The sequence below is a fragment of the Microbulbifer mangrovi genome (assembly GCF_002009015.1).
GTDB lineage: Bacteria > Pseudomonadota > Gammaproteobacteria > Pseudomonadales > Cellvibrionaceae > Microbulbifer > Microbulbifer mangrovi.
In genome coordinates this window covers 1-24897 of record NZ_LZDE01000288.1, presented here as the reverse complement: position 1 = coordinate 24897, position 24897 = coordinate 1, and the positions used below count along the sequence as shown (strand labels likewise).

Here is a 24897-nt window from a genome sequence, read left to right as displayed (position 1 = left end):
AGCCCCCAGGGATGGGTTCACAGCGTGTCTCACAAGGCAGTACCAAGTAGCGGCGCCGCAACGAGACCATCTGGGATCTTTCCTGCTACAGGTAACCTTCAAAGGCTTAGCTGTGAGATGCCGAGGTTTTTCAGGGCAACAGCTGCGCGAAATTCCTGCCGGTGGGGTAGTCTCCCGAGCTCCAGCCGAGGCGGACAATCACCGTATCGGTTGAGGGCGAGACCATTACCACCTGTTTGCGGTTGCCCAGCATAAAGTAGCTGTCCTTGGGCAGTTCGGGAAATCGCAGAGACTCTCCTCCACTGTTCAGCCAGAACTGGTAGCCGTAACCCGGATCGTTGCTGCTTTGGTTGGGGCTGCTTGCAGCGGTTACCCACCCCTCCGGAAGCAGGCGCTCTCCATTCCACTGTCCGTCCTGCAGCATCAGCAGGCCCAGCCTGGCCCAGTCGCGCGCCGAGGCGTAGATGTAGGAACTGCCCACAAAAACGCCGCTGGCATCCACTTCAAACGTGGTGTTTTGCATTCCCAGTGGGACCAGAATCTGCTTGCGGAAGAAATCCACATTGGCTTGCGGGTTTCCTCCAAGCTGTTCGTAGATCCAGCGTGCCAGCAGGTTGGTAGTGCCGGAAGAATACGAAAAGTGGGCCCCGGGGGAATGCGCGAGCTGGCTCTGAAGCGCAATTTCCGAGGCGCTGTGCGCATCGAACAGCATGCGGGTGGCGTCGCTACCCGGTGCATAGGTTTCGTCAAAATCCAGCCCGGATGACATCTGCAGCAGGTTCTCCAGACGCACCTGTTGGCGCTCGTCGCCCCATTGGGGAAATAGCGGCGCAGTGGTTTCCAATTCTGGCTGCAGTGCCTGTAGTCGGCCCAGCATCATTGCCGTAAGGCTCTTGCCCATGGACCAGCCCAGTAAAGGTGTTTGCGGGTTTACCTGCTCGCCGTAGGACTCGGCCACCAGCTGTCCGTTTTGCACAACCAGCAGTGCGCGGGTGTTGAGGCCAGCCCGATTGTCTTCTGCGAGGATAGCGTCGAGGGTGCGCTGTAGCGTCGGGTCGAGATGTGCCGGGTTTTCCCCGGTCGGCCAGTCGCCAGTTGTGCTGGCAAGTGGCGCTGGCACTACCTTGTCGAGTGCACGGGTATCGCCGATATCCAGCGTGCAGCCGAGTCCGGGGCGGAAGGTGGCTGTAGTCTTGCCCAAACCAAACAGGGTGGCAGTAACGCGCTTGCCCTGGTTGTCGTATTGCAGGTCCAGTAACTGATTTGCCGGAGAGTAGGAGGCGAGATCCTCGCGGTTGCGCGCCTCGCTGAAGCCGGATACGAAGTGCCCGGAGCAGGCGAGTTTTGCGCCCATACCGGTGGCCACCCGCACGGCACTGCCCAGCTGGGTAATGGAAAACCCGAGTAGAGTCGGTGCCAGCACGGCCATCAGAACAAGCAGGCCGGCAAAGCCCGCGAGCAAGGACAGGATTATTTTTTTCATGGTTTGGCGGCCTGGTTGATCTGTAGTCCCGGATTTTAACAATCCGTTCCGAGCTCGCGGCAGGTTATCGGAGGTCAAAGCTGACTTCAGGTGGGCGGAGCGAGCGTATGCGGGAGAGGGGTTACAATAAAAAAGCCGGTGCCTGCAACAACGCAGACACCGGCTTTGGGGGCAGGCGAATGCGAAGTGCTTAGCCGTTGCTCGGGAAGGTGAACTGCGCACCCTCACGGACACCGCTGGCGGGCCAGCGCTGGGTGATGGTCTTGCGCTTGCTGTAGAAACGCACCGCGTCCGGACCGTATGCATGCAGGTCGCCAAACAGGGACTGTTTCCAGCCGCCGAAGCTGTGATAGGCCACCGGTACCGGTAGGGGTACGTTGACACCTACCATGCCCACCAGAATGTTGTCGGCAAAGTAGCGTGCCGCTTCACCGTCGCGGGTGAAGATGCAGGTGCCGTTGCCGTACTCGTGGGCATTAATGATGTCCATGGCTTCCTGCATGGTGTCTACGCGCATCACGCACAGTACCGGGCCGAAAATTTCGTCCTGGTGAATGACCATGCCTTCTTTTACCCGGTCAAACAGGCTGGCGCCCAGGTAGTTGCCATTTTCAAAACCGGGTACTGTCAGGCCGCGACCGTCCACCACCAGCTCCGCGCCTTCTTCGACGCCTTTGGCGATATAGCCCTCGATTTTTTCCAGCTGCATACGGGTCACTACCGGGCCCATATCGTTGTTGTTGTCCATGCCGTCGCCAACCTTGAGGTTCGCAATCTGTGCCTTCAGCTTTTCGATCAGTGCGTCGGCGGTGGCATCGCCTACCGCAACCGCCACGGAAATTGCCATGCAGCGCTCGCCGCATGAACCGTAGGCCGCTCCCATCAGGGCACTGACGGCATTGTCGAGATCGGCATCCGGCATCACTATGGCGTGGTTCTTGGCGCCGCCAAATGCCTGTACGCGCTTGCCGTTGCTGCAGCCGGTTTCGTAGACGTACTTGGCAATGGGGGTGGAGCCCACAAAGCTGACAGCGTGTACACGCTTGTCGCTCAGCAGGGTATCTACGGCTTCTTTATCGCCGTTGACCACGTTCAGTACACCGGCGGGCAGGCCGGCTTCCAGTGCCAGCTGTGCAATCAGCAGGGCGGAGCTTGGGTCGCGCTCGGAAGGCTTGAGAATAAAGGTGTTGCCGCAGGCTACAGCCATCGGCCACATCCACAGGGGAACCATTGCCGGGAAATTGAATGGCGTGATGCCGGCGCACACGCCCAGTGGCTGGAACTCGCTCCAGGAATCGATGGCCGGGCCTACATTCTTGCTGTGCTCACCCTTCAGCAATTCCGGTACGCCACAGGCGTATTCGACGTTCTCGATACCGCGTTGGAGTTCACCCAGGGCATCGTTCAGTACCTTGCCGTGTTCGCGGGTGATCAGCTCACAGATTTTGTCCGCGTTCTGTTCCAGCAGGTCTTTGAAACGGAACATGATACGCGCTCGCTTGATCGGCGGCGTGTTGCGCCATTCGGGGTAGGCAGCCTGAGCGACAGCGATCGCTTCTTCGACGGTGGCCTTGCTGGCGAGCGCTACCCGTCCTTCCACTGCATTGGTGGATGGATTGACGATGTCCTGGTAGCGGTCGTCGCCGGTTTGCATTTCGCCGTTGATCATATGGCCGACGGTATTCATGATTTCTCTCCTGTGGGATTGCTCCCAATTCGAATTCAATTCTCGGCAGCGGCATTGCCGCTGCTCTGCTGTAGCGGTTACTGGATTTCCTGAAGAATATCCCGCAGGGTTTCAGCAATCTGGGTAATCTGATTGCGCTCGATAACAAAGGGCGGCGCTACGGCGATAGTGTCTCCGGTCCAGCGCAGCAAAATACCGCGGCGGTAGGCTTCCAGTACCACTTCCATGGCACGCTTGCCCGGCTCGCCATCTCGGGGTTGCAACTGAATGGCGCCTGCAAGTCCGTAATTGCGGATATCCACAACATGGGATGCGGTGTTCAGGCTGTGCAGCGCTTCTTCAAAGTAGGGCGCCATTTCCTTGACGCGGTCGAACAGCTTTTCACTTTCGTAAATATCCAGTGTCGCCATCGCCGCTGCACAGGCTACTGGGTGCGCGGAATAGGTATAGCCGTGTGCCAGTTCCGGAATGTGTTCCGGGCCCTGCATAAAGGTGTCGTAGATGGTGTCGCTGGCGAATACCGCGCCCATGGGAATGGCGCCATTGGTGATGCCTTTCGCGGTGGTAATGATATCCGGCTGCACGTCGAATTCCTGCGCGGCAAATGCGGAGCCGGTGCGGCCGAAGCCGGTAATAACTTCGTCAAAGATCAGCAGGATGTCGTGCGCGGAGCAGAGTTCGCGCAGTTTTTTCAGGTAGCCCTTGGGCGGCAGGATTACCCCTGCGGAACCGGCAAAAGGCTCCACCATCACCGCGGCAATATTTTCCGCTCCCTGCAGGTTGATGATATCCAGCAGGCGATTGGCCATGAGCTCGCCACCGTTTTCCGGCAGGCCGCGGGAGAAACTGTTTTCCGGCAACAGGGTATGCGGCAGGTGGTCTACATCCAGGGCCGGGCCGAAGGTCTTGCGGTTGCCGACCATGCCACCCACGGAGATGCCACCGAAGTTCACACCGTGGTAACCCTGGGCGCGCCCCACCAGGCGGATTTTTTCCGGACGACCCTTGGCCCGCCAATAGGCGCGGGCGATCTTGAGCGCGGTGTCAGCGGCTTCCGAACCGGAGTTGCAGAAAAATACCCGGTTCAGGTCGCCCGGTGCCATATCTGCCAGCCGCTTGGCCAGCTTGAACGCGGTGGGGTGGCCGAACTGGAATGCCGGGGAGTAGTCCAGGCCAGTGAGCTGGCCGGCAACGGCGTCGGCAATTTCCCGGCGGCCGTGGCCCAGGTTGCTACACCAGAGGCCGGAGAAGGCATCCAGCACCGAGCGACCGTCAGCGGTCGTGTAGTGCATACCTTCCGCGGCTACAAACAGGCGCGGGTCGGATTTGAAATGGCGGTTGCCGGTAAATGGCATCCAGTGGGCTTCGAGCTCTTCGGGGCTCAGGCCGGCGAGGCTGTCTAGATCAGCCATGGTTCACCTCGTGACTTCAACGGTGTTTATTGTGAATTAGTTGTTGCGGATCAAATGAGATGAACTGAGTTTAGGGGTGATCAATAAACTTTACAATAGTTGAGTTAAGCTTCGGTTATTTGGCTTTCCCCGGCGGAATTATATGTATTTTGTGCGATTAGTGACCGGTATCGGATGGGTTTCTGTGTTCTGTTAATTATATTAATCATCCGTGTGCGCGGCGGAATCACTCTCGAATTCCCTCAGCAGAGTGAGAAATGGCTCGCCAAAACGCGCCAGCTTACTGTCGCCGATACCGGATATTGCCAGCATCTCGGCTTCGTTGCGCGGTCGTGCGGATAGCATTTCCCGCAGGGTTGCATCGTGGAACACGACATAGGGCGGGACGCCGCGCTCTTCGGCGAGGGATTTGCGCAGGGCGCGCAACGCGTCCCACAGCGGAATGTCGGCGTCGGCGATTTCCACCGGAGCGCGGGAGCGGGATTCCCCGCTGCCTTTTGCCGTTTTGGGCGGCGCCTTGGGTAGTGTCCGCAGCTGCAGGTTTTCCTCGCTGCGCAGCACTGGCCGGCACTGCTCGGTGAGCTGCAGCGCATTGAAGGCCTCGGGATTCACCTGCAGATAGCCGCGCACCACCAGCTGTCGGGTGATCGCGCGCCATTCATTGCCACTGAGGTCCGCGCCGATACCGTAGGTCGACAGCTGGGTGTGTTGAAACTGGCGAATCTTTTCCGTGTCTGCGCCGCGCAGCACATCGATTACATGGGCGGCGCCGAAGCGCTGGCCAGTGCGGTAGATACACGACATCAGTTTGCGCGCGGCATCGCTGGCGTCCCAAGTGGCGGGAGGTTCGAGGCAGGTATCGCAGTTGCCACAGTCCGCGGTGAGCTCTTCATTGAAGTAGCGCAGCAGGGCCTTGCGGCGGCAGCTGGTGATCTCACACAGGCCGAGCATGGCGTCCAGTCGCTGTCTTTCCTGGCGCTTGTGCTCCTCGCTGCCCTCAGAGGTGGCTGCCATCTGGCTGAGCTTGACCACATCCTCCAGGCCGTAGAGCAATAGCGCGGTCGCGGGTTCGCCATCGCGCCCGGCGCGTCCAGTTTCCTGGTAATACGCCTCGACGCTTTTGGGAAGGTCCAGGTGCGCCACGAAGCGCACGTCGGGCTTGTCGATTCCCATGCCGAAGGCAATGGTGGCCACCACGATGACCCCCTCTTCACGCAGGAACCGTCGCTGGTGCTCTGCGCGCATATTCGTCGACAGCCCCGCGTGATAGGGCAGGGCATTGAAACCCTGCTGTTGCAGCCACTGTGCGGTGGATTCCACCTTGTTGCGGGAAAGGCAGTAAATCACCCCGGCATTGCCCAGCTGTTCCGAAGTCAGAAACTGCAGCAGTTGTCGCTTTGGGTTGTTCTTGGGAGCAATGCGGTACTGGATGTTCGGGCGGTCAAAGCTGCTCACAAAGTGTCGGGCTTCGGCCAGGTCCAGGCGCTGGGCGATTTCCCGGCGTGTGCGCTGGTCCGCCGTTGCCGTCAGTGCCACCCGCGGCACCTGCGGAAAGCGCTGGTGTAGGCAGGAAAGCTGCAGGTAATCGGCGCGGAAGTCGTGTCCCCACTGGCTGACGCAGTGGGCCTCGTCGATGGCGAACAGGGCGATCTCCGCGCGCTCCAGCAGATCCAGCGTGCGGGGTTGCAGCAGCCGTTCCGGGGCCAGGTAGAGAAGCTCAAGGTCGCCGCGCATCAGCTGGTCTTCGATGTCCTGGGCTTCCCGGAAGTCCAGTGAAGAGTTCAGAAAGGCCGCGGATACCCCAGCGGCGCGCAGGGCTTCCACCTGATCCTGCATCAGGGCAATGAGGGGAGAGATCACTATGCCGCAACCAGAACGCGCCAGCGCGGGGATCTGGTAGCAGAGAGATTTGCCGCCGCCGGTGGGCATCAAGACCAGCGCATCCGCGCCATTCACCAGGGTATCGATAATGGCTTGCTGGTCACCGCGGAATCCGGTGTAGCCGAAGGTGTGTTCGAGGATGTAATGGGGACTGCGGTCGTCCCGGGCACCGGCGACCGGGGATGCGGTTATATCTGTCATGGGCGGGAGTATACCTCCCGGAGCTCGCCGGCGGCGAACGGGTAGGGGCAATCTGTTGCCCAATTGTTGGCATCTACTTCCTTATAAAGTCGTGACGATGATCTATAATCCCACCACCGCAGACATAGACAGGGACAAAGCTATGTGCGTAAAGACAACGAAGTCTGTGCTGATTTTCAATACGCTGCTATCCGGTGTATTGCTCCTGCTTGCGGGCTGCGCTTCCCAGGCGCCCGAACCCGTCAATCCCCGCAATCTCGCCCAGTCCGCTGTGGCAGACACCCATCTCGGCTGGAAGCCGGCGCCTGCCAACCAGCTCAATTATTCCCTGGCGACTTCCAGTGGCATTGCGCGTATGGAGATGCGGGAATTACCCGGCGATCTTCAGGCTGTGACCATCGAGTTACCGGGTATGCGCAATATCGAGGGCATCCAGTGGCGCGGCGCTGGCGGTGATGACGCCATGCTGTTCGACGGCGTAGAGGGCATGGATGGGGTGACGGTCGAGCGTCAGCATCGGGGCTACCTGTTGCAGGTCCGCGGGCGCGCCCTGGAGTCCATCCGCAGTGGCGGTTATCTCACGGTGATCGATTACTATCGGAACTAGTGTGAATCACAACGGGCCGCGGCGTTAAAACCCCAGCCCCTCGGGACGGATCAGATAGAGCTTCGGCCAGAACTTTCCGGTAACCCAGAGCCCGTTGCGCGCCTCATCCCAAGCGATGCCATTGGCCACCGCATCCACATGTCGGCGTCCCTGCAGGCTGTCTCTCTGCAACTTTTCCAGGTTCAGTACTGCCTTCACCGCACCACTTTCCGGGTCGATCGCGATAATCCTCGAATCCTGCCAGATGTTGGCCCAGATAAGCCCGTGCACATATTCCAGTTCGTTCAGGCGCGACCAGCGCTCGCCACCGCCTGTTACGGTCAGCTGTCGGGTGGCTTCAAAGGTGCCCGGGTCGCGAAAGGTTAGTGTGTCGGTGCCGTTGCTCATGATCAGTTGCTGTCCGTCACTGGTCAGTCCCCAGCCTTCCCCCCGGTAGCTCAGCACCTTTTCCAGGGAGAAGGCTTTACGGTGATATATCTGGACCTCACCCGCGCGGTAAGTGAGCAGATACAGTTTATCCTCCAGAACTGCGAGCCCTTCCGCAAAGCGATCGCCTGCCAGCCATTTGCGCCTTACCGGATTGGCACCGGGGTCGGTATACTCCGCGAGCCAGGAGCGGCCATAGAGCCCGCTGCTTTCCAGCCAGTGTTCGCCATCGAAATAGAGGCCCTGGGTAAAGTGGTCCGCGGGCCGGTCCTTACTATCCAGCAGTTCGTATTTCACCGGCGCCGTAGCGCAGGCGGTGCTGCAGGCCAGCAGTAGCGACAGGAAGGAGGTGATGGCAGTTTTCATGGCGGGTTAGCGGTATCCCTGTTCAACGCGAATAAGATCAGTGCAGTAATTTATGACCAGAATAAAAGCCTTTGTCACTCTGACACTACTCGGTGGTCTGGCAGTGGTATTGCCCATCGTCATTTTTTTCATGCTGTTTCAGTGGCTGTTTGGCCAGATCAGCGAGATGGTGGCGCCGGCAACCCAGTGGATGCAGGCACATACTCAATTCAAGGATAACTTTGCGCGGCTTTTGGTGATAGCGCTGATTCTCGGCCTGTGTTTCCTGATTGGCCTGCTGGTGAAAACCAGTGTTGGTCGCTGGGCGCACCGCCATCTGGATTACTGGCTGGGCAAGCTGGCGCCGGGTTACAACACGATCAAGGATGTGGTGTTACAGTTTATCGGCGGCGCCGGCAGTGAGGGCGTGTTGTCCGGGCCGGTTGCCCGCGCGCGCATTCACGGCAAGGATAATCCCCTGTCGGTCACCGCGATCGTTACGTCCCAGCATGCCAACGGGGATTACACGGTCTACGTACCTACCGCGCCGGTGCCGACATCAGGCTTTGTTTACCACCTGCCGCCGGATTGCGTCGAGATCCTTCCCCATGTGACCGTGGAAGCGGCGATGAAGTCGATCGTCGCCTGTGGTTCTGGCAGTGGGCCGCTTTTGGCGGGGCCAGGTTGAGGGCCGGGTGGTTCGTCAACCGGATTTCGACACGATCAATCCATTATTGCCCGGTTCTTGCCCAGTGCGCGGATGGCAAAGCGCATTGGGTGTAATGCCTTTACCAGCTCTTCCGAAACCGGTATTACCTCTCCGGCAATCCAGCTCGCAATCACTTCCGCGGCCAGCGGTGCATAGGTGAATCCCCGCGAGCCCAAGCCTGCCAGTACATACAGCTGCGGCTGGTAGGGTGTGCGTCGATCAACCAGCTGCTTGCGGTTCTTGCGCAGCGCCTGATAGGTGTCTTCCAGCTGATCCCAATCCGCGACCGGACCGGCCATGGGCAGATAGTCCGGCGTAGCCGCACGCAGGGCGGCGCGGCCACTGAGTAATTGATCCTCAAACGAGTGCGCGATTTCCGGAAGCAGGGAGGCCAGGGTGTGCAGATTTTCCCGGTGCTCTTCTGCGCGAATCTCCGTATCGGTCTGCTTCAGTTTGAAGGTGGCACCGAAGCTGTGGCTCGGGTGGCCATCGCGCGCCGCGGCGGGGGCAATATAGCCCTCACCACACAGGGCAAGCTTGAGGTGTTGTGATGCCTCCGTTGCCTGTGCAAAGGAAACCTGACCGCGAATCGGCTGCAAAGGCAGGGGGGCGGTCTGGGGGAAGTGGCGATTAAAATTGGCGGTGCACAGTACCAGCGCATCAAATGACAGCGCTCTACCGTTACCCGAAACGTCCAGTTGCCATTGATCGGCAATATACCGGGTGTCTGTAACGGGAGCGTTAAAACGGGTTTCGATATTGGGGTGTTGTAGCAGTGCGGTACACACCTGCTTTGGTTGCAGCCAGCCCGCCTTGGGGAAAAACAGTCCCGGGGCCTGCAGTGATACACCAGCCAGTTCGCTCGCCTGTTCGGCTGTTACCGGTTGCGCTAGTTCGGCGTCCCCACCCAGCGAGAGTTGCTCGACAATCTGCTGTTGCAGCTGCTGCTCTTTTTCCGTCTGTGCCAGTTGCAGCAGTCCATCAAAATGCACCGCCGCGGGACACACGGCAGGGTAAAAACGCTGGGCAAACTGCAGCGCAAGCAGGTTGAAATCCCCGTTGGGTCCCGGCTTGGGGGAGAGCTTTGCGTAAAGGATACCCTGGTCATTGCCGGAGGCGCCGCTGCCGGGGGCTTCGCCCTGTTCAAATACGGTTACGTGGATGTTCCGTTCTGCCAGTGCCCGCGCGGTTGCGGCACCGGCGATACCCGCGCCGATAACTGCAACGGTGGCGGGCTTTTTGTGTGCGACGGGTGGCAGATGCCACGGCGTAACATGATGTGCGTGTGGGGCGGCGTCTGATGAGAGGGTGAATTCGCCCCGCAGCATTTCCCGTTTACGGCCAAACCCGGGCACTTTTTGCAGTGCGAAACCGACGGATTTCAGGCCGCGTTTGACGATGCCCGCACAGGTAAATGTGGCAAAGGTCGCGTTTGCGGCACTTAGCCCGGCAATTGCCTGAAACAGGTCTTGGCTCCACATGTCCGGATTTTTCGACGGAGCGAATCCATCCAGAAACCACGCGTCGACCAGGCTGTCCCGGTGTGGGTCGTCGAGCAGTAATTGTTCGAAGCCGCGGCTGGCTTCACCGATTACCAGTGTCAGGTTAACACCCGCGGAAAAACACAGCCGATGTACACCGGGTGCCAGGTAGGACGGGTACTGGGCGATCAGCTCGCGGCTCAGCTCTGCCAGTTCCGGCCACATCGCCAGGGCGCGGGCCAGGTCACGCGGGTGCAGTGGGTATTTCTCCACGCTGACGAAATGCAGTCGGGCATTTTCCGGAGCGCGCTGCCGCCAGAGTTGCCAGGCAGCGAGAAAATTGAGCCCGGTGCCGAAGCCGGTTTCGCCAATGGTAAAGCTGGCACCGGAAGGCAATTTAGCCCAGCGCTCTGGCAAATGGTTTTCGCCGAGAAAAACGTGTCGCGTTTCCTCGAGGCCGGAGGCGGTGGAAAAGTATATGTCGTCAAACGCACTGGATACCGGCTGGCCGTTATCGCGCCACTCCAGCTCGGCGTGATGAATCGATGACTTGTGCTGTTCAGGCATGGGCGGGATTCATTGGAGCCCGAATTCCCGCATGATTTGCGCACACCATAGATCCAGGCGCTCATCACTGCGGTCAAATTCGTTTTCTTCATCCAGCGCAAGGCCGACAAACTGGCTGCCATCCGGTGTCAGGCCCTTGGATTCCTCGAACTGGTAGCCTTCCGCGGGCCAGTAGCCCACTGCTTTGGCGCCAACCGCGACCACCTGCGCGTGCAGGTAGCCAAGGGCATCCTGATACCACTGGGGATAGCCTTCCTGGTCGCCCAGGCCATACAGAGCGACGGTTTTTCCGCTCAGGTTAAGCTGCGCCATCTGGTCCCAGCAGTTTTCCCAGTCTTCCTGCAGTTCGCCATAGTCCCAGGTAGGGATGCCGAGGATCAGGAAGTCGTAGTCCTGCATCTGGGCGATATCGTCGTCCGCAACATTGTGCAGGTCTACCCATTCTTCGCCGAGACGGTCGCGGATTTTTTCCGCCGCCATTTCGGTGTAACAGGTGCTGGATCCGTAGAAAAGTCCGATAGGTGCGCGCATAACTTATTGAGAGTTGATTCAGCCTTGGGCGTTGACATAGCCAAGCTGTCGCCAGGCTTCATAAATAACGATGGCCGCAGCATTGGAAAGATTGATGCTGCGGCTATTGGCGCACATGGGAATGCGCAGGGTGTGTTCCTGGCCCGTCCGGGCGAGAAATTCCGCGGGCAGGCCGCGAGTCTCGGGGCCAAAGACGATGGCGTCATCGGCGCGGAATTCAATCTCCGAGTGTCTGCGACTGCCCTTGGTGGAAAGTGCCAGCACCCGCTTGGGCTGTTCCGTTTCCACAAACGCATCCCAGTCCCGGTGACGTACCACGCGGCTGTATTCCGCATAGTCCAGTCCCGCCCGGCGCAGGCGCTTGTCATCCATGGTGAACCCGAGGGGTTCAATCAGATGCAATTCGGCACCAGTATTGGCACATAGGCGGATTATATTGCCGGTGTTGGGGGCAATTTCCGGCTGGTAGAGCACGATTTTGAACATAGTTGTGGTGACTGAGCCATAGAAGGCGAACACGTTGGTTTGCCTGCATATGTTTGGGCGAAGGTGTCGATACCGGGTACTGCCTTGTGAGACCTTCTGCGAGAGGGACCTCGCAGAAGAGCCCCATGGATGGGTGCACGGCGTGTCTCGCAAGGCGGTATCCGGTAGCGGCACCGCCTCTGAACTGTCCGTGCCCAACCTCTTGGCTCGGCAAATTGGCGGGGATTATAGCGCGGAGGAGGTTTCTTCGCAGTCGATCTCGACTCCCAGTTCGTCGGCAATCTCATCCAGTTCATCGTGCAGGCCGTCGATACTGACATCTTCGGCGACGCTGATGGTGCACTCGGCAGTAAACAGGGGCTCTCCGCTCCAGGGCGTACTGCCGTAGCGGGTATCCAGTGTTTCCACGTTGATCCGGCGGGCGGCCAGGGCGCGGGAGATTTCCTTGACGATCCCGGGGCGGTCGTTGCCCACCAGCTTGAGCTGCAGGGTCTGGCGGCCGTCCGCAGCCACCGCGAGAGCATCCTCGATCTGAAGCTTGAAGTCGCTACCGGCAAGGCTTTGCAGGGCGTCCTTGAGACGAGCACTGTCTTCCGCGGCCACACTGAGGCGCAGGATACCGGCGAACTTGCCGGCAAAATGGGCCATGCGGCTGTCTTCCCAGTTGCCACCATTTTCCGCCACTGCGGCTGAGAGCATTTCCACCACACCGGGCTTGTCGTCGCTGATAATGGAGATGACGAGGTGCTGTTGCATGAGGGCTTCCTTACTGACGCTACTGAACCTATTTGAAGGTCGGGGTGTGCTGAATTGTAGCCAGTGTGGTGCCCCCTGGGCAAAATTCTCGTTTATGGGATATGCGGAACCCGAATACCGTTGAGCTGTCTTTACAAGACGATTCTCGCGGTGTTGAATCGTTGGTCGAAGAAAATAATTCTAAGCAGTCTCTCAAAAGGAGAAACCCGATGAAATTGACCCATTGGTTGGCCGGTATGGCCTGCACCGTTGCCTTCGCCGGCGCGGTACAGGCTGATCCGCTGAAAAACGCTGTTGCGGATGAACACCGCACCGAGGCCTACGCAGAGCGCGACCAGTATCGCCACCCGGCGGAAACCCTGGCATTTTTCCAGGTGCAGCCGGACATGACCGTGGTGGAAATCTGGCCGGGCGGTGGCTGGTACACCGAAATCCTGTCTCCCCTGTTGAAGGCCGAGGGTACCCTGTATGCGGCGCACTTCCCCAAGGAGACCGAGGTGGGCTATTTCAAGCGCTCCCGGGACAAGTTCGAAAAGTGGCTGGAGGATGAGAAAGAAACCTACGGTGGTATCAAACTGACCGAATTTGCACCGGGCGGTGACAGCGAAATTGCGCCGGCGGGTTCTGCGGATGCGGTGCTGACATTCCGCAATGTGCACAACTGGATGCGCGGCAACAAAGAGCAGGCGGCATTCGAGACTTTTTACAAGGCACTGAAGCCCGGTGGTGTTCTGGGCGTTGTGGAGCACCGGGCAAAGCCGGGTACCAGCCGCGAGGATATGATGAAGAGCGGCTATATGACGCAGGTTTACGTCATCGAGCTCGCCAAGAATGCGGGATTTGAGCTGGAGGAAACCAGTGAGGTCAACGCGAACCCGAAAGACACTGCGGATCACCCGAAGGGTGTCTGGACCCTGCCGCCGTCCCTGGCGCTCGGTGAAGAAGATCGGGAAAAATACAAGGCGATCGGCGAAAGCGACCGCATGACCTTGCGGTTCCGCAAGCCCAAGTCCTGATATTTTCGCCCGAGCGAAGTTAGAATGCCCCGGAAATTCCGGGGCATTTTGGTTTCGGGATATGAAAAAATTTAGTGGTGGAGAGTTTGCGCTCTCTAAGCCCACGCTTAACTCAATAACCGATTTCTGTAGGTCCTTATGATCATCCCTCATCGTCAAATAGACCCGGAAGCCTTGCAAAACCTGCTGGAAGAATACGCCACCCGCGATGGTACCGATTACGGTGAGCGCGAGGTCAGTCTGGAGGACAAGGTGGCTAGCCTGCGCCGACAACTGGAAAACAAGACGGTAGTGATCTGGTTTGAGCCCGGCGAGGAATCGGTCAACCTGGTTCTCGCGGAAGATATTCCCGCGGAAGGAGGTGACTGATGGGGGGCGATCAGGGCTGGATCGTTGACACCCCGGCGCATGAGCCAGTCGCCTGGTTTCTGTTTGCCCACGGCGCCGGCGCGCCAATGGACAGTGACTTTATGCAGGCTCTGGCAGCAATGCTGTCCGGGCAGGGTGTCGGCGTCGTGCGCTTTGAATTTCCGTATATGGCGGAGCGGCGGGCGTCCGGCAAGCGGCGGCCGCCGAACAAGATGGATGTATTGCTGGCTTCGTTTCAGGAGCAGATTGACCGCGTGCGTGTGGAGCTGCCGAAGGCGCCATTGTTTATCGGCGGCAAGTCCATGGGCGGCCGGGTGGCGAGCATGCTGGTCGAGGAAAACTTCGCGCAGGGAAAGGTTGCCGGTGTCGTGTGCCTCGGGTACCCGTTCCATCCCGCGGGCAAACCGGAAAAGTTACGCACCGAGCATCTATTATCTCTCGCCTGTCCCGCGCTCATTGTGCAGGGTACACGCGATAAATTGGGAGATGCGGATGAAGTGGCGGGGTACGGGTTGTCGTCGTCGATCCAGATTCACTGGCTGGAGGATGGCGACCACGACCTCAAACCACGCAAGGCCAGTGGCTACAGCCAGCAGCAACACTGGCGCACTGCCGCCGACCAGATAGTGACGTTTATGCGCGCTCGAGAATCGTAATGCGCTCTTCGTGGGCGAGCATGGGGGCCAGTTGTGCCATCTGATCGCGGCGTTCTTCACTGTTGTACCACTGCTGCCAGTGCAGCACGGATTTCCACTTGGAGAGAGTGAAGCGGCGGCGACGATTGTCCAGCTCGGTGTAGGTGTGGCCGTCTACAAAGCCTGTTGTCTGGTAGGCATTGGTCAATAGGCGGCGGGCGGCTTCTTCGTAGGTGGATTCCAGATCTTCAGCCACTTCTCTTTCGATCAACACGTAAATCATTACTGCTTTCTCGCTGCTATATGATCGCATTCGCGGGTAACCCCGTGCCTGCAGTTTAGTCCTTCCGCCGGGGCGTGCGGGTGACTAACGGTTCGCCGGGGGACGGTGTGGCCGTTCGGTCCACTTTTCAGGTGACGTACAGTAGTAAATTTCGGACAATAGCGCCATGAAATCACACCACACGCTTGATGCCCGCGGCCTGCTGTGCCCGGAACCCGTTATGATGCTGCATGCTGCGGTACGCAAGGTATCGGCCGGGGAAGTGCTGCAGATGCTTGCCACTGACCCTTCCACCCAGCGGGATGTCCCCAAATTCTGCCAGTTTCTCGGTTACGAGCTGGTCAAACACGCTGAAGAGAACGATGAGTTCGTGTACTGGATCCGGAAGGCGGATGTCTGATTGCACTGCGTGAGTTTCTGGGGCTGGAATGTAAACAAGGGCGACCACTGGTCGCCCTTGTTGCTTGTGATATTGAAGGAAATATTCAGGGCGAAGTGACAAGCGCCGCGATCGCAGCGAGGGCCTCCGGGTCCTCAGATTTGATCTTGTTGGCGATGTGGTGTTGGAAGAAGTAACGGAAACATTCCGACTCCTGTGCCGGGTACAGGCAATCGTCCCCGGGAAGAACCGGTGTGGTCTCCACACTATTGTGATCAATCAGCATGCCGTGGATCTCACCGCTGGCAAAAAGGCGCCAGCTCACCACTTCGGTAAGGGTCAGGTTCTCCTTGCCAGCATCCATAAATACCGCGTGGGTACCAATGGTGTCGGGGATCTCCTGGACAACCTCGTCCGCCTGATTGCTTTCGTACTCGAAGTATTCCGCCGCAGTCTCCAGCTCGACGATTTTATGGATGGGAGGCTCGTGGAAAATCTCCTCGATACCCGGGTCATAGTAGCCTTCAAACCGTCCATCCAGGGGGTCCTGGATATCCGGGCAGGCCACAATGGAGTTCAACCAGGGAACCAGTCCGACAATCTCGCCATTGGCACGCAGGCCCCAGCAAAGAATTTTCAGGCTGTAAAGGTCAGTTCCACTGGAATTGTTGGAGTAGAGCATTTCCAAGCCGTCCAGCTCCGGAGAAAGACGGATAAACCGAAGATTCTCAGAAGTCTCGATTGGCTTGCCGGTGAAGAGGTCAACCACGTTGTTGGTTCTGTGGTCGGTCATTGCGCACCTCCTTGCAGGGCCGGTAGTAGGGCGGGAAGGTCTTGTACTACTTATGAGGTGCAACCGGCGTAGGGATAGCGAGCGACGGCCGGGCGGCCAATCGCCGAATCCAGACTCCGGGAGCGCCTTTTTGCCTCCCTGGGAAGCCGGTACCGCAACCGAAAACAACCGCTCAAAGCTTTCGGGAAGATTGCGCTGAGCAGCAGCTGGTTTCCGGTATCCCTATGTTCAAAGGTATATTCTGATCCGCAGAAATACAACCAGCGGAATAGGGTTCTTTGCCTGTAAATTCCTCCTAAATCGTTAAGTTGGGTCGGATTGGGCCTAACTACAGCCACAGTACTTCGCTACTGGCATTGGGGCCGACCTTGATCCCCCCGTGCCCGCTGTTATAGTCCGCGCCAACCGTGCGCCAGTGATCTCTGCCGCCGTTGGATTGCCAACCCCCTCAGCAGGAGTTTCTGTTGTCAGATACAGCGCCGATTACTGTTCAGGGCGAGCAAGTTTCGTACCATCTTGCTCGCGCACATGCCGACCCAGGCAGGTCGGTGACTGAACGTATAGTCATAGTCTTCGATCGCTGCTTTTCTGCTCCTGAAGGACTGAATACGCGCCTTGTCGGGGGGCATGATGAGCCCTATTACCGCCCGGCGGATGGTGCGCCGGGCAGCTTCCACCAGATAGAGTTCACCCGGGATTATGCCGCCAGTGCCCTCCACGAAGCCGCGCACTGGTGCGTGGCCGGTGCCGAGCGCCGCAGTCAGCCGGATTACGGTTACTGGTACGCTCCCGATGGCCGCAGCGCCACCCAGCAGGCGGAGTTTGAGAGGGTGGAGGTAAAGCCCCAGGCACTGGAGTGGATCTTCTCAGTCGCCTGTGGTCTGCGCTTCCGTGTGAGCGCAGACAATCTGGATGCGGGGCTGGGGCCCAGCGATGCCTTCAAGCGCAATATCTGGTTACAGGTACAGCGTTACTGTGAGAACCCGGGCCAGGGAATGCCTGCAATCAACTGCCGCGCCATGACTTTTGCCCGCGCGCTAGCCAGTGCCTTTGGGGCTTCCGATCCGCTATGTGGGGAAAACTACCGCCTGGAGGACCTGGGATGAGTAGCGTCTACCTGATAGATGCCTCCGTCTATATTTTCCGCTACTACTTTGCCCTGCCGCCCAACTGGGAGAGCCGCTCTGGTTACAGTACCGAAGCGGTGTACGGTTTCAGTAACTTCCTGTTGGAGTTGCTCGCCCGTCAGCCGGGGCATATTGCCTGTGCTTTTGATGAGTCCCTCGGCAACTGTTTCCGCAACGACATCTATCCGGACTACAAATGCAGTCGTGCGCTGCCCGATGAGGCCCTCGCCTACCAGCTCGCCGCCTGTCGCGAGATGGCCGAGGCGCTGGGAATAGCAAGTTACGCCAGCGATCGTTACGAGGCCGACGATATCCTCGCAACATTGACCGCGCGCTGTGTGCATAGTGGTCTGTCGCCGGTGATTATTACCCGGGACAAAGACCTGGGGCAGCTGCTGGATCGTGGCGCCACCAGCCTGTGGGATTTTGCCGCGGACCAGCATCTCGGGCGCGCAGAAATCCAGCACAAGTTCGGCGTACGTCCGGCGCAGATTGCCGACTACCTTGCGCTGGTGGGTGACGCCATTGACGATATCCCGGGTGTCCCTGGAATCGGTGCCAAGACAGCTGCGCGTCTGTTGGCTGAATTTGACAGTATCGAAGCCCTGATTGCCGACGCAGATAAGATTGCGGGTCTCAAGATTCGCGGCGCTGCCGGTATTGCCGCCAAGATCATGGTCCATGCTGAACAGATGCGTATGGCTCGCCGCCTTGCGGAGCTCGAATATGCGGTGCCGCTGGAAGGTGAGGCTGGCGCCAGTGACGCTGCGATACCCGATGCGCTTGCTTGCAAGCCGGTACAGCCCGAGCTGGCTGTTGCCCTGGCAGAAGAGTTTGGTATCGGCGGGCTCGCCGGAAAAATCCGACGCACCCTGGGAATTAGCCAGAAAAATTCCCGGGAAAGTTCTGAAGAAGTGAGTATCACCACCCCATGACAATCGCCTCCGATGTAAAGCCGTCTTTGAATATCGTTGCCGACGAAAACATTCCCGGGCTCGAAACCTGGTTTCAAGACCTGGGCCGTATTACCCGGGTCCCTGGTCGCAACATGAATCGCACACAACTGGAACAGGCAGATATTTTGCTGGTGCGCTCGGTTACCGAGGTAAACCAGGCGCTGCTCGAAGGCACGCCGGTACGTTTTGTGGGCAGCTGTACCATCGGTACCGATCATCTGGATACCCACTGGCTGGAGCAGCTGGGGATATCCTGGAGTGCTGCGCCGGGCTGTAATGCCAATTCTGTTGTCGAGTATGTGTTCTGTGCGCTGGCGGCACTGGATGTGGATTGGCGGGATCGCAGTTTCGGTATCGTGGGGTGTGGCAATGTGGGCGGTTCGCTGCAGCGCAAACTCCGCGCGCTGGATATTCCCTGCAAAATTTACGACCCGTGGCTGGCGGATAATCCGGACGCAGCGGAACTACACAGTGTCCTGCAGCAGGATGTGATCTGTCTGCACGCGCCGCTGGTCAAGGACGGGCCGCACCCGAGCCTGCATATGCTGGATAAAAAGGCGCTCGCGGCGATCAAGCCCGGTGCCGTACTGATCAGTGCAGGGCGCGGCGCGGTGGTCGATAACACTGCATTGTCGGAGCTGCTCGATGCCCCGACACCGTTTACCACCGTGCTGGATGTGTGGGAAAACGAGCCGGACATCAACCTGGAGCTGCTCGCGAAAACCGATCTGGGCAGCCCGCACATCGCCGGCTACAGTCACGACGGCAAGCTCGCGGGCACCCGAATGATTCGCGAGGCTGTGGATGCAGCGCTGTCGTTGCCTGCTGCGGCAAACAAATCCGATGTGCAGGAGACTGCGGACACACAACCGCGCCCCGTCACAACTGAGGCCACGGGCTATGCCGCCATGCGTGAGCTGTTACTGGCCATGTACGACCCCCGGGGCGATGACCAGCGACTGCGCGCGGCGGCAGACTCTGCCCGCAGCGGGTTACAGGCCATGGCGGAATCCTTTGATCTGCAGCGCAAGCGTTATCCACAACGCCTCGAATTTTCGCACTACCGTATGCAGGCACCACAACTGGATGCGGCGACGCGCAAGCAACTGGCGATACTGGGGCTCAAGTGAAACTCAAGAAACTCGGACTGATCATCAACCCCTGGGCGGGTATTGGCGGGCCGGCGGGGCTCAAGGGTAGCGACGGAGTGGAAACCGTCGAGCGCGCGTTACAGGCGGGTATTCAACCGCAATCCCACAAGCGTGCAGCGATTGCATTGCAGGCGCTGACGCCCTTTGCCAGCGAACTGGAAATCGTCACCTTTGCCGGCGACATGGGCGAAACGCTGGCGCGCGAGCTCGGATTCACCGTGAATGTGGTGGGGGCCGCGGCAGCCGGACGTTCGACCCCGGCGGATACGGAGGCTGCAGCCCGGTCCATTCGTGCCGCTGGAGCGGACCTGATTGTGTTCGCCGGTGGTGACGGAACCGCCCGCAATATGGTCAATGCGCTGGGCGATACTTTCCCGGTACTGGGAATTCCCGCCGGCGTCAAAATGCATTCTGCTTGCTTTGCCATTTCCCCAAAAGCTGGCGGCGAAGTATTGCGCCGGCTGATGTCCGGTGAGCTGGTAGACCTGCACCAGCGCGAAGTGCGCGATATCGATGAAAAGTCTTTTCGCGAGGGGCGGGTAAGCACCCGCTATTACGGCGAGCTTCTGGTGCCGGAAGAAGGGCACTTTCTGCAGGCGGTAAAAAATGCGGGCCGCGAAGTGGAAGAACTGGCGGTGGCAGATATCGCGGCACAGATTGTTGAGGATATCGAAGAGCTGGACCCGAAAACCCTGTATATCGTCGGTCCGGGCTCAACCACCCTGGCGGTGTTATCCGAGCTTGGCGCAGAGGGTACGCTGCTAGGGGTGGACCTGTGGCAGGACGGTGCACTGCTGGCTACGGATGTGAACGCGGTACAGATCGCCGAGGCGATTCAGCAACATCGCAGCGAAGCGCAGGATGCGCCGGTAAAAATCCTGCTCACGGCGATAGGCGGGCAGGGCCATCTGATCGGTCGCGGTAACCAGCAACTGACGCCCGAGGTTCTGCGGGCTGTCGGGCGCGCGCACCTGATGGTGGTGGCGACCAAAACCAAGGTTACCGAGCTCGGTGGGCGCCCCCTGCTGGTGGATAGTAGTGATCCCTCTCTGGATGAAGCCTGGAGTGGTTTTATTCCCGTGGTCACCGGCTACCGCGATGAAATTCTTTACCCGCTGTCTGGTGATGGCAGCGGCGAGTCTCCGGTCGTAGACCCTTAATAGCGAAGAACAGGCGAATACAACATTGAACTGGGAACCCCTGCTGCAGGCAGTGCGCAGCAAACTTGAAGAAACGCGCTCCGCGGAAAATCCGCTGGATAGCCGCCGTCTGTTTCACGGCCGCGGCAACTGTTATCCGGGATTTGAGCGGATCTGTGTGGATAGCTATACCCCGGCAATCCTGGTGACGCTGTTTGAGGAGTATGACGGGGAAGACGAACTTGTAGGGCAGTTATGGGCGATGCTACAGCCGTGCGGTTATTCCGGACTTGCGGTGCAGCGCCGATACCAGCCGCGTGCGCCGATTGTGTGGGCGTGTGGCGAGCCGGTGGAGGCGCCGGTTGCGCGCCGTGGCGCACTGCAGTTTCCACTGACGTTTGATCGTCAGAATGTGGGTTTTTTTCTGGATATCGAACCCGGGCGGCATTGGCTTGAACAGCAGGTTCGGGAAAAAGCCGGGCAGGTGGGTAACCTCAAGCTGTTAAACCTGTTTGCTTTTACCTGCGCATTTTCCGTGGTGGCGCGGGCGGCGGGTGAGCTGGAGATCCTGAATATCGATCTCAACAAGGGCGTATTGAAGCGCGGGCAGGCGAACCATCAGTTTAATCAGTTGCCCATGAAGGGCGTCCGCTTTGTTGCCCGGGATGCGTTGCGGGACTTCAAGCGCTATGACCGCAGCGGTCCCTTCCAGCTGGCGGTGGTTGATCCGCCCACGCGGCAGCGGGGTGCGTTTGAAGTTGACACTAACTATGCCAAGTTGCTGGAAAAGCTTCCGGCGTGTCTTGCGGATCAGGCAGACTTGTTACTGGTGCTGAATTCACCGGCGCACAGCGAGGCGTATTTCTGCGAAATGATTACTGCCGCCAACTCGGGGTTTAGTGTGGTGGCGCGTCTGCCACAAAACCCGGACTTCCCTGATAGTGACCCGGATGGGGCGCTGAAGATGTTACACGTGCGGTTTGAGCGGAACGGTTAACTTTCGCGGCGCTTCATCAGCGCGACCATCAACTCTGCGAGCTGCGGCGACGAGCCCTCGCGCACTATCCGATCCAGCTTTTCCGCATTACTCACGCCGTCCTCTCCGCGGGTGACCATCAACAGAAAACTGTGGTGGGAGAGGGCTGCCTCTTCCACCGCTTCCTGGCGTACCAGCTGGGAAAAGCGGATATAACCGCACTCCTTGAGCCAGGTCATGGCGCCCAGGCAGGCGAGATGGCGAGGGGAGTGCAGGCCAAACTCGTCCGGGGTGTCTGGCCCTGCGATATCCTCCACATACAGTGTTGCCGGGGCGGGGAACTGTTGGAACAGTGCCAGCAGGATTCGCCCCGCATCGCGGTAGAAATCGTGGATATGTAAATCGTCCAGCATGCTCTCTTATCGTTGCCAGGGTTTTATTGCGTGTAACGCTCGAGGAAATTGCCGAGGCGATCGATCGCATGGGAGAGATCGTCGGCGCGGGGCAGAAATACAATCCGCAGGTGATCCGGGGCATCCCAGTGGAAGGCGCTGCCCTGAACCAGCAGGATTTTTTCCTGGCGCAGGAAGTCTAGTACGAACCGCTCGTCGTTCTCGATCTTGTGCCGGTCCAGGTCAATACGCGGGAACAGGTAAATGGCGCCCTGCGGTTTAACACAGCTCACCCCGGGGATTTCGTTCAGCATACGGTGTGCGAGATCGCGCTGCTGGCGCAGTCGGCCGCCGGGCAATACCAGGTCGTTGATACTCTGGTAACCACCGAGCGCGGTCTGTACTGCGAACATGGCCGGCACATTGCCGCAAAGGCGCATGGAGGAAAGAATATCCATGCCCTCGATAAAGCCCCTTGCGCGATGCTTTGCGCCGCTCACGACCATCCAGCCCGAGCGGAACCCTGCCAGACGGTAAGACTTGGACAAGCCGTTGAAGCTCAGGCAGAGAACATCGGTGGCGAGGCTGCCCATTGGGGTAAACACGGCATCGTCGTAAAGGATCTTGCTATAAATCTCGTCGGCAAAAATCACCAGGTTGTGCTGGCGTGCGACTTCCACGATCTGTTCCAGCAGTTCCTTCGGATAGACCGCACCGGTGGGGTTGTTCGGGTTGATCACCACGATGCCGCGGGTGCGGGGGGTAATCTTGGATTTGATATCGTCGATATCCGGCAGCCAGCCCGCTTGCTCGTCGCAGCGGTACAGTACCGGTTTGGCACCGGTGAGATTGGTGGCCGCCATCCACAGGGGATAGTTGGGCATCGGCAACAGCATTTCATCGCCGGTGTTCAGCAGCGCCTGGGTGGACATGGAGATCAGTTCGGAAACCCCGTTGCCCAGGTAGATATCGTCGATATCCACTCCGGGAATACCCAGAGTCTGGCACTCCTGCATGATCGCCTTGCGCGCAGCAAACAGGCCCTTGGATTCCACATAGCCCTGTGCCTGGGACAGGTTGTAGATCACGTCCTGCAGAATTTCATCGGGCGCGTCGAAGCCGAAGGGCGCCGGGTTGCCGATGTTCAGCTTCATGATCCGGTGGCCTTCTTCTTCCAGGCGGGTTGCCTGCTCCATGACGGGCCCGCGAATCTCGTAACAGACGCCGTGGAGTTTTTCCGACTTGTGAATATCCTTCATTGCTGTGTTCTTTAAATAGGCTTTCAACAGTAAACCGGATGTCTGTCTAGACAATCCAGTGGGCAAATTCTTCTAATTGGTGCCTGACTTTTAGTAGGCTTTGCTACCAGTCATGGAACCGGGGTTGACCAACGCCCGGTTTTTTTTGTGAACCGGTCACGATGGGTATGACACCATGGGTAAGAGAAGGTGCTGCCGCTAAGCGTTGTGCCGGGCAGGGTAATGCCGCTGGATACTGACTTATCAGGCGAAAAAGGAGTCACAGTATGTCAAAAGAAAAAGACGATAACTACTGGCGCGAGCGCCTGACTGAAGAAGAATTTCGTGTTTGTCGCGAGGCCGGTACCGAGCGGCCATTTAGTGGCGAGTACTGGGACCATTTTGAGGACGGCACCTATCGTTGTCGCTGCTGCGGCGAGCCTCTGTTTCACTCCTCGAGCAAATTTGATGCAGGCTGCGGCTGGCCGAGCTTCCACAGCGAGGTGGAAAAAGGAGCTATTGAAGAGCGGGTCGACAACAGCCTGGGAATGCGTCGCATCGAGATCCTCTGCGCCAATTGCGGCTCTCATCTGGGGCACGTGTTTCCAGACGGACCGGCGCCCACGGGCTTGCGCTATTGTGTAAATTCCCTGTCGGTAAAACACGACCCGGACGAAGACGCCGACTGATAGGCGCAGTTGGGTCACAGAGCGCCGGATACAGCCCGGCAGCTGCACGCTGACAGTCCCGTAAACCTAGCGTGGAGATCTGTAATGATTCGATCCGGGCGACCGCGCCACTGGAGCCGCTGGCTCTACCGTGTGCAGTGGCTTTTGCTGTCTCTCATTGGTCTCGGTGTGGTCGGCGTGCGGGTGGGGCTACTGGATCTGGATTCCGCCTATGTGCTGTTTGGTGCACTGGGCCTGGCGATGATCGTCGTGGCACTGTTTTCCATGCTGGTGTTCCTGTGGGGACTGGTGCGACGTCACGGAGAGGCGCGCACAGCGGCCCTGTGGGCGATGGTGCTGGGGGTGGTGCCGGTGGCTCTGCCCCTGTTCACCGTGGGCCAGCACAACCTGAATAGCCCGGCGCTGTACGACATTACCACTGACACCGTCGATCCCCCCCAGTTTGACCTGTTACTGTCTCTGCGCCGGAAGGGTGACCACAGCCCGGACTACCCGGGTCCCACCTCGGCGCAGGTGCAGCAAGCTACCCCGGCTTACAGCGACATCCAGCCACTGATTCTGTCCCAGTCGGTATCCGATGTACTGACCCATGCCGAGGCGGTCGCGCGTGAGCTTGGCTGGCGGGTGATCGCGGTCAAGGCGGGGCAGGGGCGTCTGGAGGCAGTGGATAGCACCCCGATCCTGGGGATCACCCAGGATATCGTGGTACGGGTGAGGCCGGTGACCGACGGTGCAAAGCCGGACACCGCAGCCACTGATGAGAAAAAAGGCGCCCGGGACGCAAAAGGCGATGGCGTGAAAAAGGGTACGACAGCGGAGACTGGCAGCACTGAAGTACGTGTGGATATGCGGTCCGCCTCCCGCACGGGTAATCGTGATTTGGGAAGCAACGCGGCCAGAATCCGCAAATTTATGCGGCGTCTGGAGGGGCGCGCCGGAACGGCACAGTAATCAACCTTGGGCCGATCCATACAAATCCGGGGTGTGCAGCAGGCCAATTTGTCGACAGTTGTGTAAGTGCCTGTATGCAAAGGAAAAATTTCTTAATATTTTTTCATTCGGGTGTTGACAGCCCCCCGGGGTCTCCATAGAATGCGCCCCACTTCGACGCAGTACTGACTTACGGAAACGTGGTTGGCAACGCTGAGAAGGATTCTGGGTCCCCATCGTCTAGAGGCCTAG

The 24897-nt window shown here is 59.0% G+C and carries 26 protein-coding genes; 13 read left to right on the top strand and 13 right to left on the bottom strand.

What is annotated here, in order from left to right; all coding sequences use genetic code 11:
- Positions 1–130: 130 nt before the first annotated feature.
- From B4U49_RS07485 to recQ, 4 genes are all read right to left on the bottom strand, one after another.
- Entirely contained in the window at positions 131–1483 is a 1353-nt protein-coding gene (locus B4U49_RS07485; RefSeq protein ID WP_078083953.1) for a serine hydrolase domain-containing protein, read from the bottom strand.
- A gap of 190 nt (positions 1484–1673) precedes the next feature.
- A complete protein-coding gene (locus tag B4U49_RS07480; RefSeq protein WP_078083952.1) occupies positions 1674–3170 on the bottom strand; it encodes a CoA-acylating methylmalonate-semialdehyde dehydrogenase in 1497 nt (498 codons plus the stop codon).
- A gap of 77 nt (positions 3171–3247) precedes the next feature.
- Positions 3248–4582 (bottom strand): omega-aminotransferase AptA, encoded by a 1335-nt coding sequence (gene aptA, locus B4U49_RS07475; protein ID WP_078083951.1) that lies wholly within the window; start codon positions 4580–4582, stop codon positions 3248–3250.
- A 201-nt stretch (positions 4583–4783) separates the two neighbouring features.
- Entirely contained in the window at positions 4784–6664 is a 1881-nt protein-coding gene (gene recQ, locus B4U49_RS07470) for a DNA helicase RecQ (RefSeq protein WP_078083950.1), read from the bottom strand.
- Positions 6665–6830: 166 nt separating this feature from the next.
- On the opposite strand from recQ, the gene B4U49_RS07465 reads away from it, so the two are divergent.
- Complete coding sequence (locus tag B4U49_RS07465; RefSeq protein WP_078083949.1) at positions 6831–7271, top strand: hypothetical protein; 441 nt, start codon at positions 6831–6833, stop codon at positions 7269–7271.
- Between the two features lie 24 nt (positions 7272–7295).
- Here the strand turns inward: B4U49_RS07465 and B4U49_RS07460 are convergent, their stop codons facing one another.
- Positions 7296–8063 (bottom strand): glutaminyl-peptide cyclotransferase, encoded by a 768-nt coding sequence (locus B4U49_RS07460; protein ID WP_078083948.1) that lies wholly within the window; start codon positions 8061–8063, stop codon positions 7296–7298.
- A 52-nt stretch (positions 8064–8115) separates the two neighbouring features.
- On the opposite strand from B4U49_RS07460, the gene B4U49_RS07455 reads away from it, so the two are divergent.
- The gene (locus B4U49_RS07455) at positions 8116–8730 is read left to right on the top strand and encodes a DUF502 domain-containing protein (protein WP_078083947.1); all 615 of its coding nucleotides are present in this window, start codon (positions 8116–8118) and stop codon (positions 8728–8730) included.
- A gap of 35 nt (positions 8731–8765) precedes the next feature.
- Here B4U49_RS07455 and mnmC read toward each other — a convergent pair whose 3' ends face one another.
- From mnmC to B4U49_RS07435, 4 genes are all read right to left on the bottom strand, one after another.
- On the bottom strand, positions 8766–10799 hold the full coding sequence (mnmC, locus tag B4U49_RS07450; RefSeq protein ID WP_078083946.1) for a bifunctional tRNA (5-methylaminomethyl-2-thiouridine)(34)-methyltransferase MnmC2/FAD-dependent 5-carboxymethylaminomethyl-2-thiouridine(34) oxidoreductase MnmC1: 2034 nt from the start codon (positions 10797–10799) through the stop codon (positions 8766–8768).
- A gap of 9 nt (positions 10800–10808) precedes the next feature.
- Positions 10809–11330, bottom strand: coding sequence for a flavodoxin FldB (gene fldB / locus B4U49_RS07445; RefSeq protein WP_078083945.1), 522 nt, complete (start codon positions 11328–11330; stop codon positions 10809–10811).
- 18 nt (positions 11331–11348) lie between these two features.
- Complete coding sequence (gene trmL / locus B4U49_RS07440) at positions 11349–11816, bottom strand: tRNA (uridine(34)/cytosine(34)/5-carboxymethylaminomethyluridine(34)-2'-O)-methyltransferase TrmL (protein WP_078083954.1); 468 nt, start codon at positions 11814–11816, stop codon at positions 11349–11351.
- A gap of 225 nt (positions 11817–12041) precedes the next feature.
- The gene (locus B4U49_RS07435) at positions 12042–12572 is read right to left on the bottom strand and encodes a glycine cleavage system transcriptional repressor (RefSeq protein WP_078083944.1); all 531 of its coding nucleotides are present in this window, start codon (positions 12570–12572) and stop codon (positions 12042–12044) included.
- 209 nt (positions 12573–12781) lie between these two features.
- Between B4U49_RS07435 and B4U49_RS07430 the strand changes: the two genes are divergently transcribed.
- From B4U49_RS07430 to B4U49_RS07420, 3 genes are all read left to right on the top strand, one after another.
- Complete coding sequence (locus tag B4U49_RS07430) at positions 12782–13588, top strand: class I SAM-dependent methyltransferase (protein WP_078083943.1); 807 nt, start codon at positions 12782–12784, stop codon at positions 13586–13588.
- A 138-nt stretch (positions 13589–13726) separates the two neighbouring features.
- The gene (locus tag B4U49_RS07425; protein ID WP_078083942.1) at positions 13727–13957 is read left to right on the top strand and encodes a YheU family protein; all 231 of its coding nucleotides are present in this window, start codon (positions 13727–13729) and stop codon (positions 13955–13957) included.
- Positions 13957–14613, top strand: coding sequence for an alpha/beta family hydrolase (locus tag B4U49_RS07420; RefSeq protein WP_078083941.1), 657 nt, complete (start codon positions 13957–13959; stop codon positions 14611–14613). Before B4U49_RS07425 ends, B4U49_RS07420 begins: the two co-directional genes overlap by 1 nt.
- Here B4U49_RS07420 and B4U49_RS07415 read toward each other — a convergent pair.
- On the bottom strand, positions 14591–14875 hold the full coding sequence (locus tag B4U49_RS07415; protein WP_078083940.1) for an antibiotic biosynthesis monooxygenase family protein: 285 nt from the start codon (positions 14873–14875) through the stop codon (positions 14591–14593). The two genes, B4U49_RS07420 and B4U49_RS07415, sit on opposite strands and share 23 nt — an antisense overlap.
- A 166-nt stretch (positions 14876–15041) precedes the next feature.
- On the opposite strand from B4U49_RS07415, the gene tusA reads away from it, so the two are divergent.
- Positions 15042–15275, top strand: coding sequence for a sulfurtransferase TusA (gene tusA, locus B4U49_RS07410; protein ID WP_078083939.1), 234 nt, complete (start codon positions 15042–15044; stop codon positions 15273–15275).
- Positions 15276–15360: 85 nt separating this feature from the next.
- On the opposite strand, the gene B4U49_RS07405 is transcribed toward tusA, so the two are convergent.
- The gene (locus B4U49_RS07405) at positions 15361–16047 is read right to left on the bottom strand and encodes a hypothetical protein (RefSeq protein WP_078083938.1); all 687 of its coding nucleotides are present in this window, start codon (positions 16045–16047) and stop codon (positions 15361–15363) included.
- A 548-nt stretch (positions 16048–16595) separates the two neighbouring features.
- On the opposite strand from B4U49_RS07405, the gene B4U49_RS07400 reads away from it, so the two are divergent.
- From B4U49_RS07400 to B4U49_RS07380, 5 genes are read left to right on the top strand one after another with little or no spacing between them, the layout of a single operon-like run.
- On the top strand, positions 16596–17153 hold the full coding sequence (locus B4U49_RS07400) for an elongation factor P hydroxylase (protein WP_078083937.1): 558 nt from the start codon (positions 16596–16598) through the stop codon (positions 17151–17153).
- Positions 17150–18109: a 5'-3' exonuclease gene (locus B4U49_RS07395; RefSeq protein WP_078083936.1), complete on the top strand. Its 960-nt coding sequence runs from the start codon at positions 17150–17152 to the stop codon at positions 18107–18109. The genes B4U49_RS07400 and B4U49_RS07395 overlap by 4 nt, the downstream gene beginning before the upstream one ends.
- A complete protein-coding gene (locus B4U49_RS07390; protein ID WP_078083935.1) occupies positions 18106–19260 on the top strand; it encodes a 4-phosphoerythronate dehydrogenase in 1155 nt (384 codons plus the stop codon). The genes B4U49_RS07395 and B4U49_RS07390 overlap by 4 nt, the downstream gene beginning before the upstream one ends.
- On the top strand, positions 19257–20441 hold the full coding sequence (locus B4U49_RS07385; RefSeq protein ID WP_078083934.1) for an ATP-NAD kinase family protein: 1185 nt from the start codon (positions 19257–19259) through the stop codon (positions 20439–20441). Before B4U49_RS07390 ends, B4U49_RS07385 begins: the two co-directional genes overlap by 4 nt.
- A gap of 25 nt (positions 20442–20466) precedes the next feature.
- A complete protein-coding gene (locus B4U49_RS07380; protein ID WP_078083933.1) occupies positions 20467–21417 on the top strand; it encodes a class I SAM-dependent methyltransferase in 951 nt (316 codons plus the stop codon).
- Here B4U49_RS07380 and B4U49_RS07375 read toward each other — a convergent pair.
- Both B4U49_RS07375 and B4U49_RS07370 read right to left on the bottom strand, forming a co-directional pair.
- Complete coding sequence (locus B4U49_RS07375; RefSeq protein ID WP_078083932.1) at positions 21414–21809, bottom strand: hypothetical protein; 396 nt, start codon at positions 21807–21809, stop codon at positions 21414–21416. The two genes, B4U49_RS07380 and B4U49_RS07375, sit on opposite strands and share 4 nt — an antisense overlap.
- Positions 21810–21832: 23 nt before the next feature.
- On the bottom strand, positions 21833–23047 hold the full coding sequence (locus tag B4U49_RS07370; protein ID WP_078083931.1) for a pyridoxal phosphate-dependent aminotransferase: 1215 nt from the start codon (positions 23045–23047) through the stop codon (positions 21833–21835).
- Positions 23048–23313: 266 nt separating this feature from the next.
- On the opposite strand from B4U49_RS07370, the gene msrB reads away from it, so the two are divergent.
- Both msrB and B4U49_RS07360 read left to right on the top strand, forming a co-directional pair.
- Positions 23314–23715, top strand: a complete 402-nt coding sequence (gene msrB / locus B4U49_RS07365) for a peptide-methionine (R)-S-oxide reductase MsrB (RefSeq protein WP_078083930.1) — start codon at positions 23314–23316, stop codon at positions 23713–23715.
- 84 nt (positions 23716–23799) lie between these two features.
- Positions 23800–24666: a DUF1499 domain-containing protein gene (locus B4U49_RS07360; RefSeq protein WP_078083929.1), complete on the top strand. Its 867-nt coding sequence runs from the start codon at positions 23800–23802 to the stop codon at positions 24664–24666.
- The last annotated feature ends 231 nt before the right edge of the window (positions 24667–24897 follow it).

Coding starts and splice junctions, on each gene's coding strand:
- aptA (WP_078083951.1), bottom strand. CDS start 4,582: ATGGCTGATCTAGACAGCCTCGCCGGCCTGAGCCCCGAAGAGCTCGAA.
- B4U49_RS07405 (WP_078083938.1), bottom strand. CDS start 16,047: ATGACCGACCACAGAACCAACAACGTGGTTGACCTCTTCACCGGCAAG.
- B4U49_RS07395 (WP_078083936.1), top strand. CDS start 17,150: ATGAGTAGCGTCTACCTGATAGATGCCTCCGTCTATATTTTCCGCTAC.
- B4U49_RS07360 (WP_078083929.1), top strand. CDS start 23,800: ATGATTCGATCCGGGCGACCGCGCCACTGGAGCCGCTGGCTCTACCGT.
- B4U49_RS07460 (WP_078083948.1), bottom strand. CDS start 8,063: ATGAAAACTGCCATCACCTCCTTCCTGTCGCTACTGCTGGCCTGCAGC.
- B4U49_RS07435 (WP_078083944.1), bottom strand. CDS start 12,572: ATGCAACAGCACCTCGTCATCTCCATTATCAGCGACGACAAGCCCGGT.
- B4U49_RS07480 (WP_078083952.1), bottom strand. CDS start 3,170: ATGAATACCGTCGGCCATATGATCAACGGCGAAATGCAAACCGGCGAC.
- B4U49_RS07455 (WP_078083947.1), top strand. CDS start 8,116: ATGACCAGAATAAAAGCCTTTGTCACTCTGACACTACTCGGTGGTCTG.
- B4U49_RS07390 (WP_078083935.1), top strand. CDS start 18,106: ATGACAATCGCCTCCGATGTAAAGCCGTCTTTGAATATCGTTGCCGAC.
- mnmC (WP_078083946.1), bottom strand. CDS start 10,799: ATGCCTGAACAGCACAAGTCATCGATTCATCACGCCGAGCTGGAGTGG.
- B4U49_RS07485 (WP_078083953.1), bottom strand. CDS start 1,483: ATGAAAAAAATAATCCTGTCCTTGCTCGCGGGCTTTGCCGGCCTGCTT.
- B4U49_RS07430 (WP_078083943.1), top strand. CDS start 12,782: ATGAAATTGACCCATTGGTTGGCCGGTATGGCCTGCACCGTTGCCTTC.
- B4U49_RS07415 (WP_078083940.1), bottom strand. CDS start 14,875: ATGATTTACGTGTTGATCGAAAGAGAAGTGGCTGAAGATCTGGAATCC.
- B4U49_RS07370 (WP_078083931.1), bottom strand. CDS start 23,047: ATGAAGGATATTCACAAGTCGGAAAAACTCCACGGCGTCTGTTACGAG.
- tusA (WP_078083939.1), top strand. CDS start 15,042: ATGAAATCACACCACACGCTTGATGCCCGCGGCCTGCTGTGCCCGGAA.
- recQ (WP_078083950.1), bottom strand. CDS start 6,664: ATGACAGATATAACCGCATCCCCGGTCGCCGGTGCCCGGGACGACCGC.
- msrB (WP_078083930.1), top strand. CDS start 23,314: ATGTCAAAAGAAAAAGACGATAACTACTGGCGCGAGCGCCTGACTGAA.
- fldB (WP_078083945.1), bottom strand. CDS start 11,330: ATGCGCGCACCTATCGGACTTTTCTACGGATCCAGCACCTGTTACACC.
- B4U49_RS07420 (WP_078083941.1), top strand. CDS start 13,957: ATGGGGGGCGATCAGGGCTGGATCGTTGACACCCCGGCGCATGAGCCA.
- trmL (WP_078083954.1), bottom strand. CDS start 11,816: ATGTTCAAAATCGTGCTCTACCAGCCGGAAATTGCCCCCAACACCGGC.
- B4U49_RS07425 (WP_078083942.1), top strand. CDS start 13,727: ATGATCATCCCTCATCGTCAAATAGACCCGGAAGCCTTGCAAAACCTG.
- B4U49_RS07375 (WP_078083932.1), bottom strand. CDS start 21,809: ATGCTGGACGATTTACATATCCACGATTTCTACCGCGATGCGGGGCGA.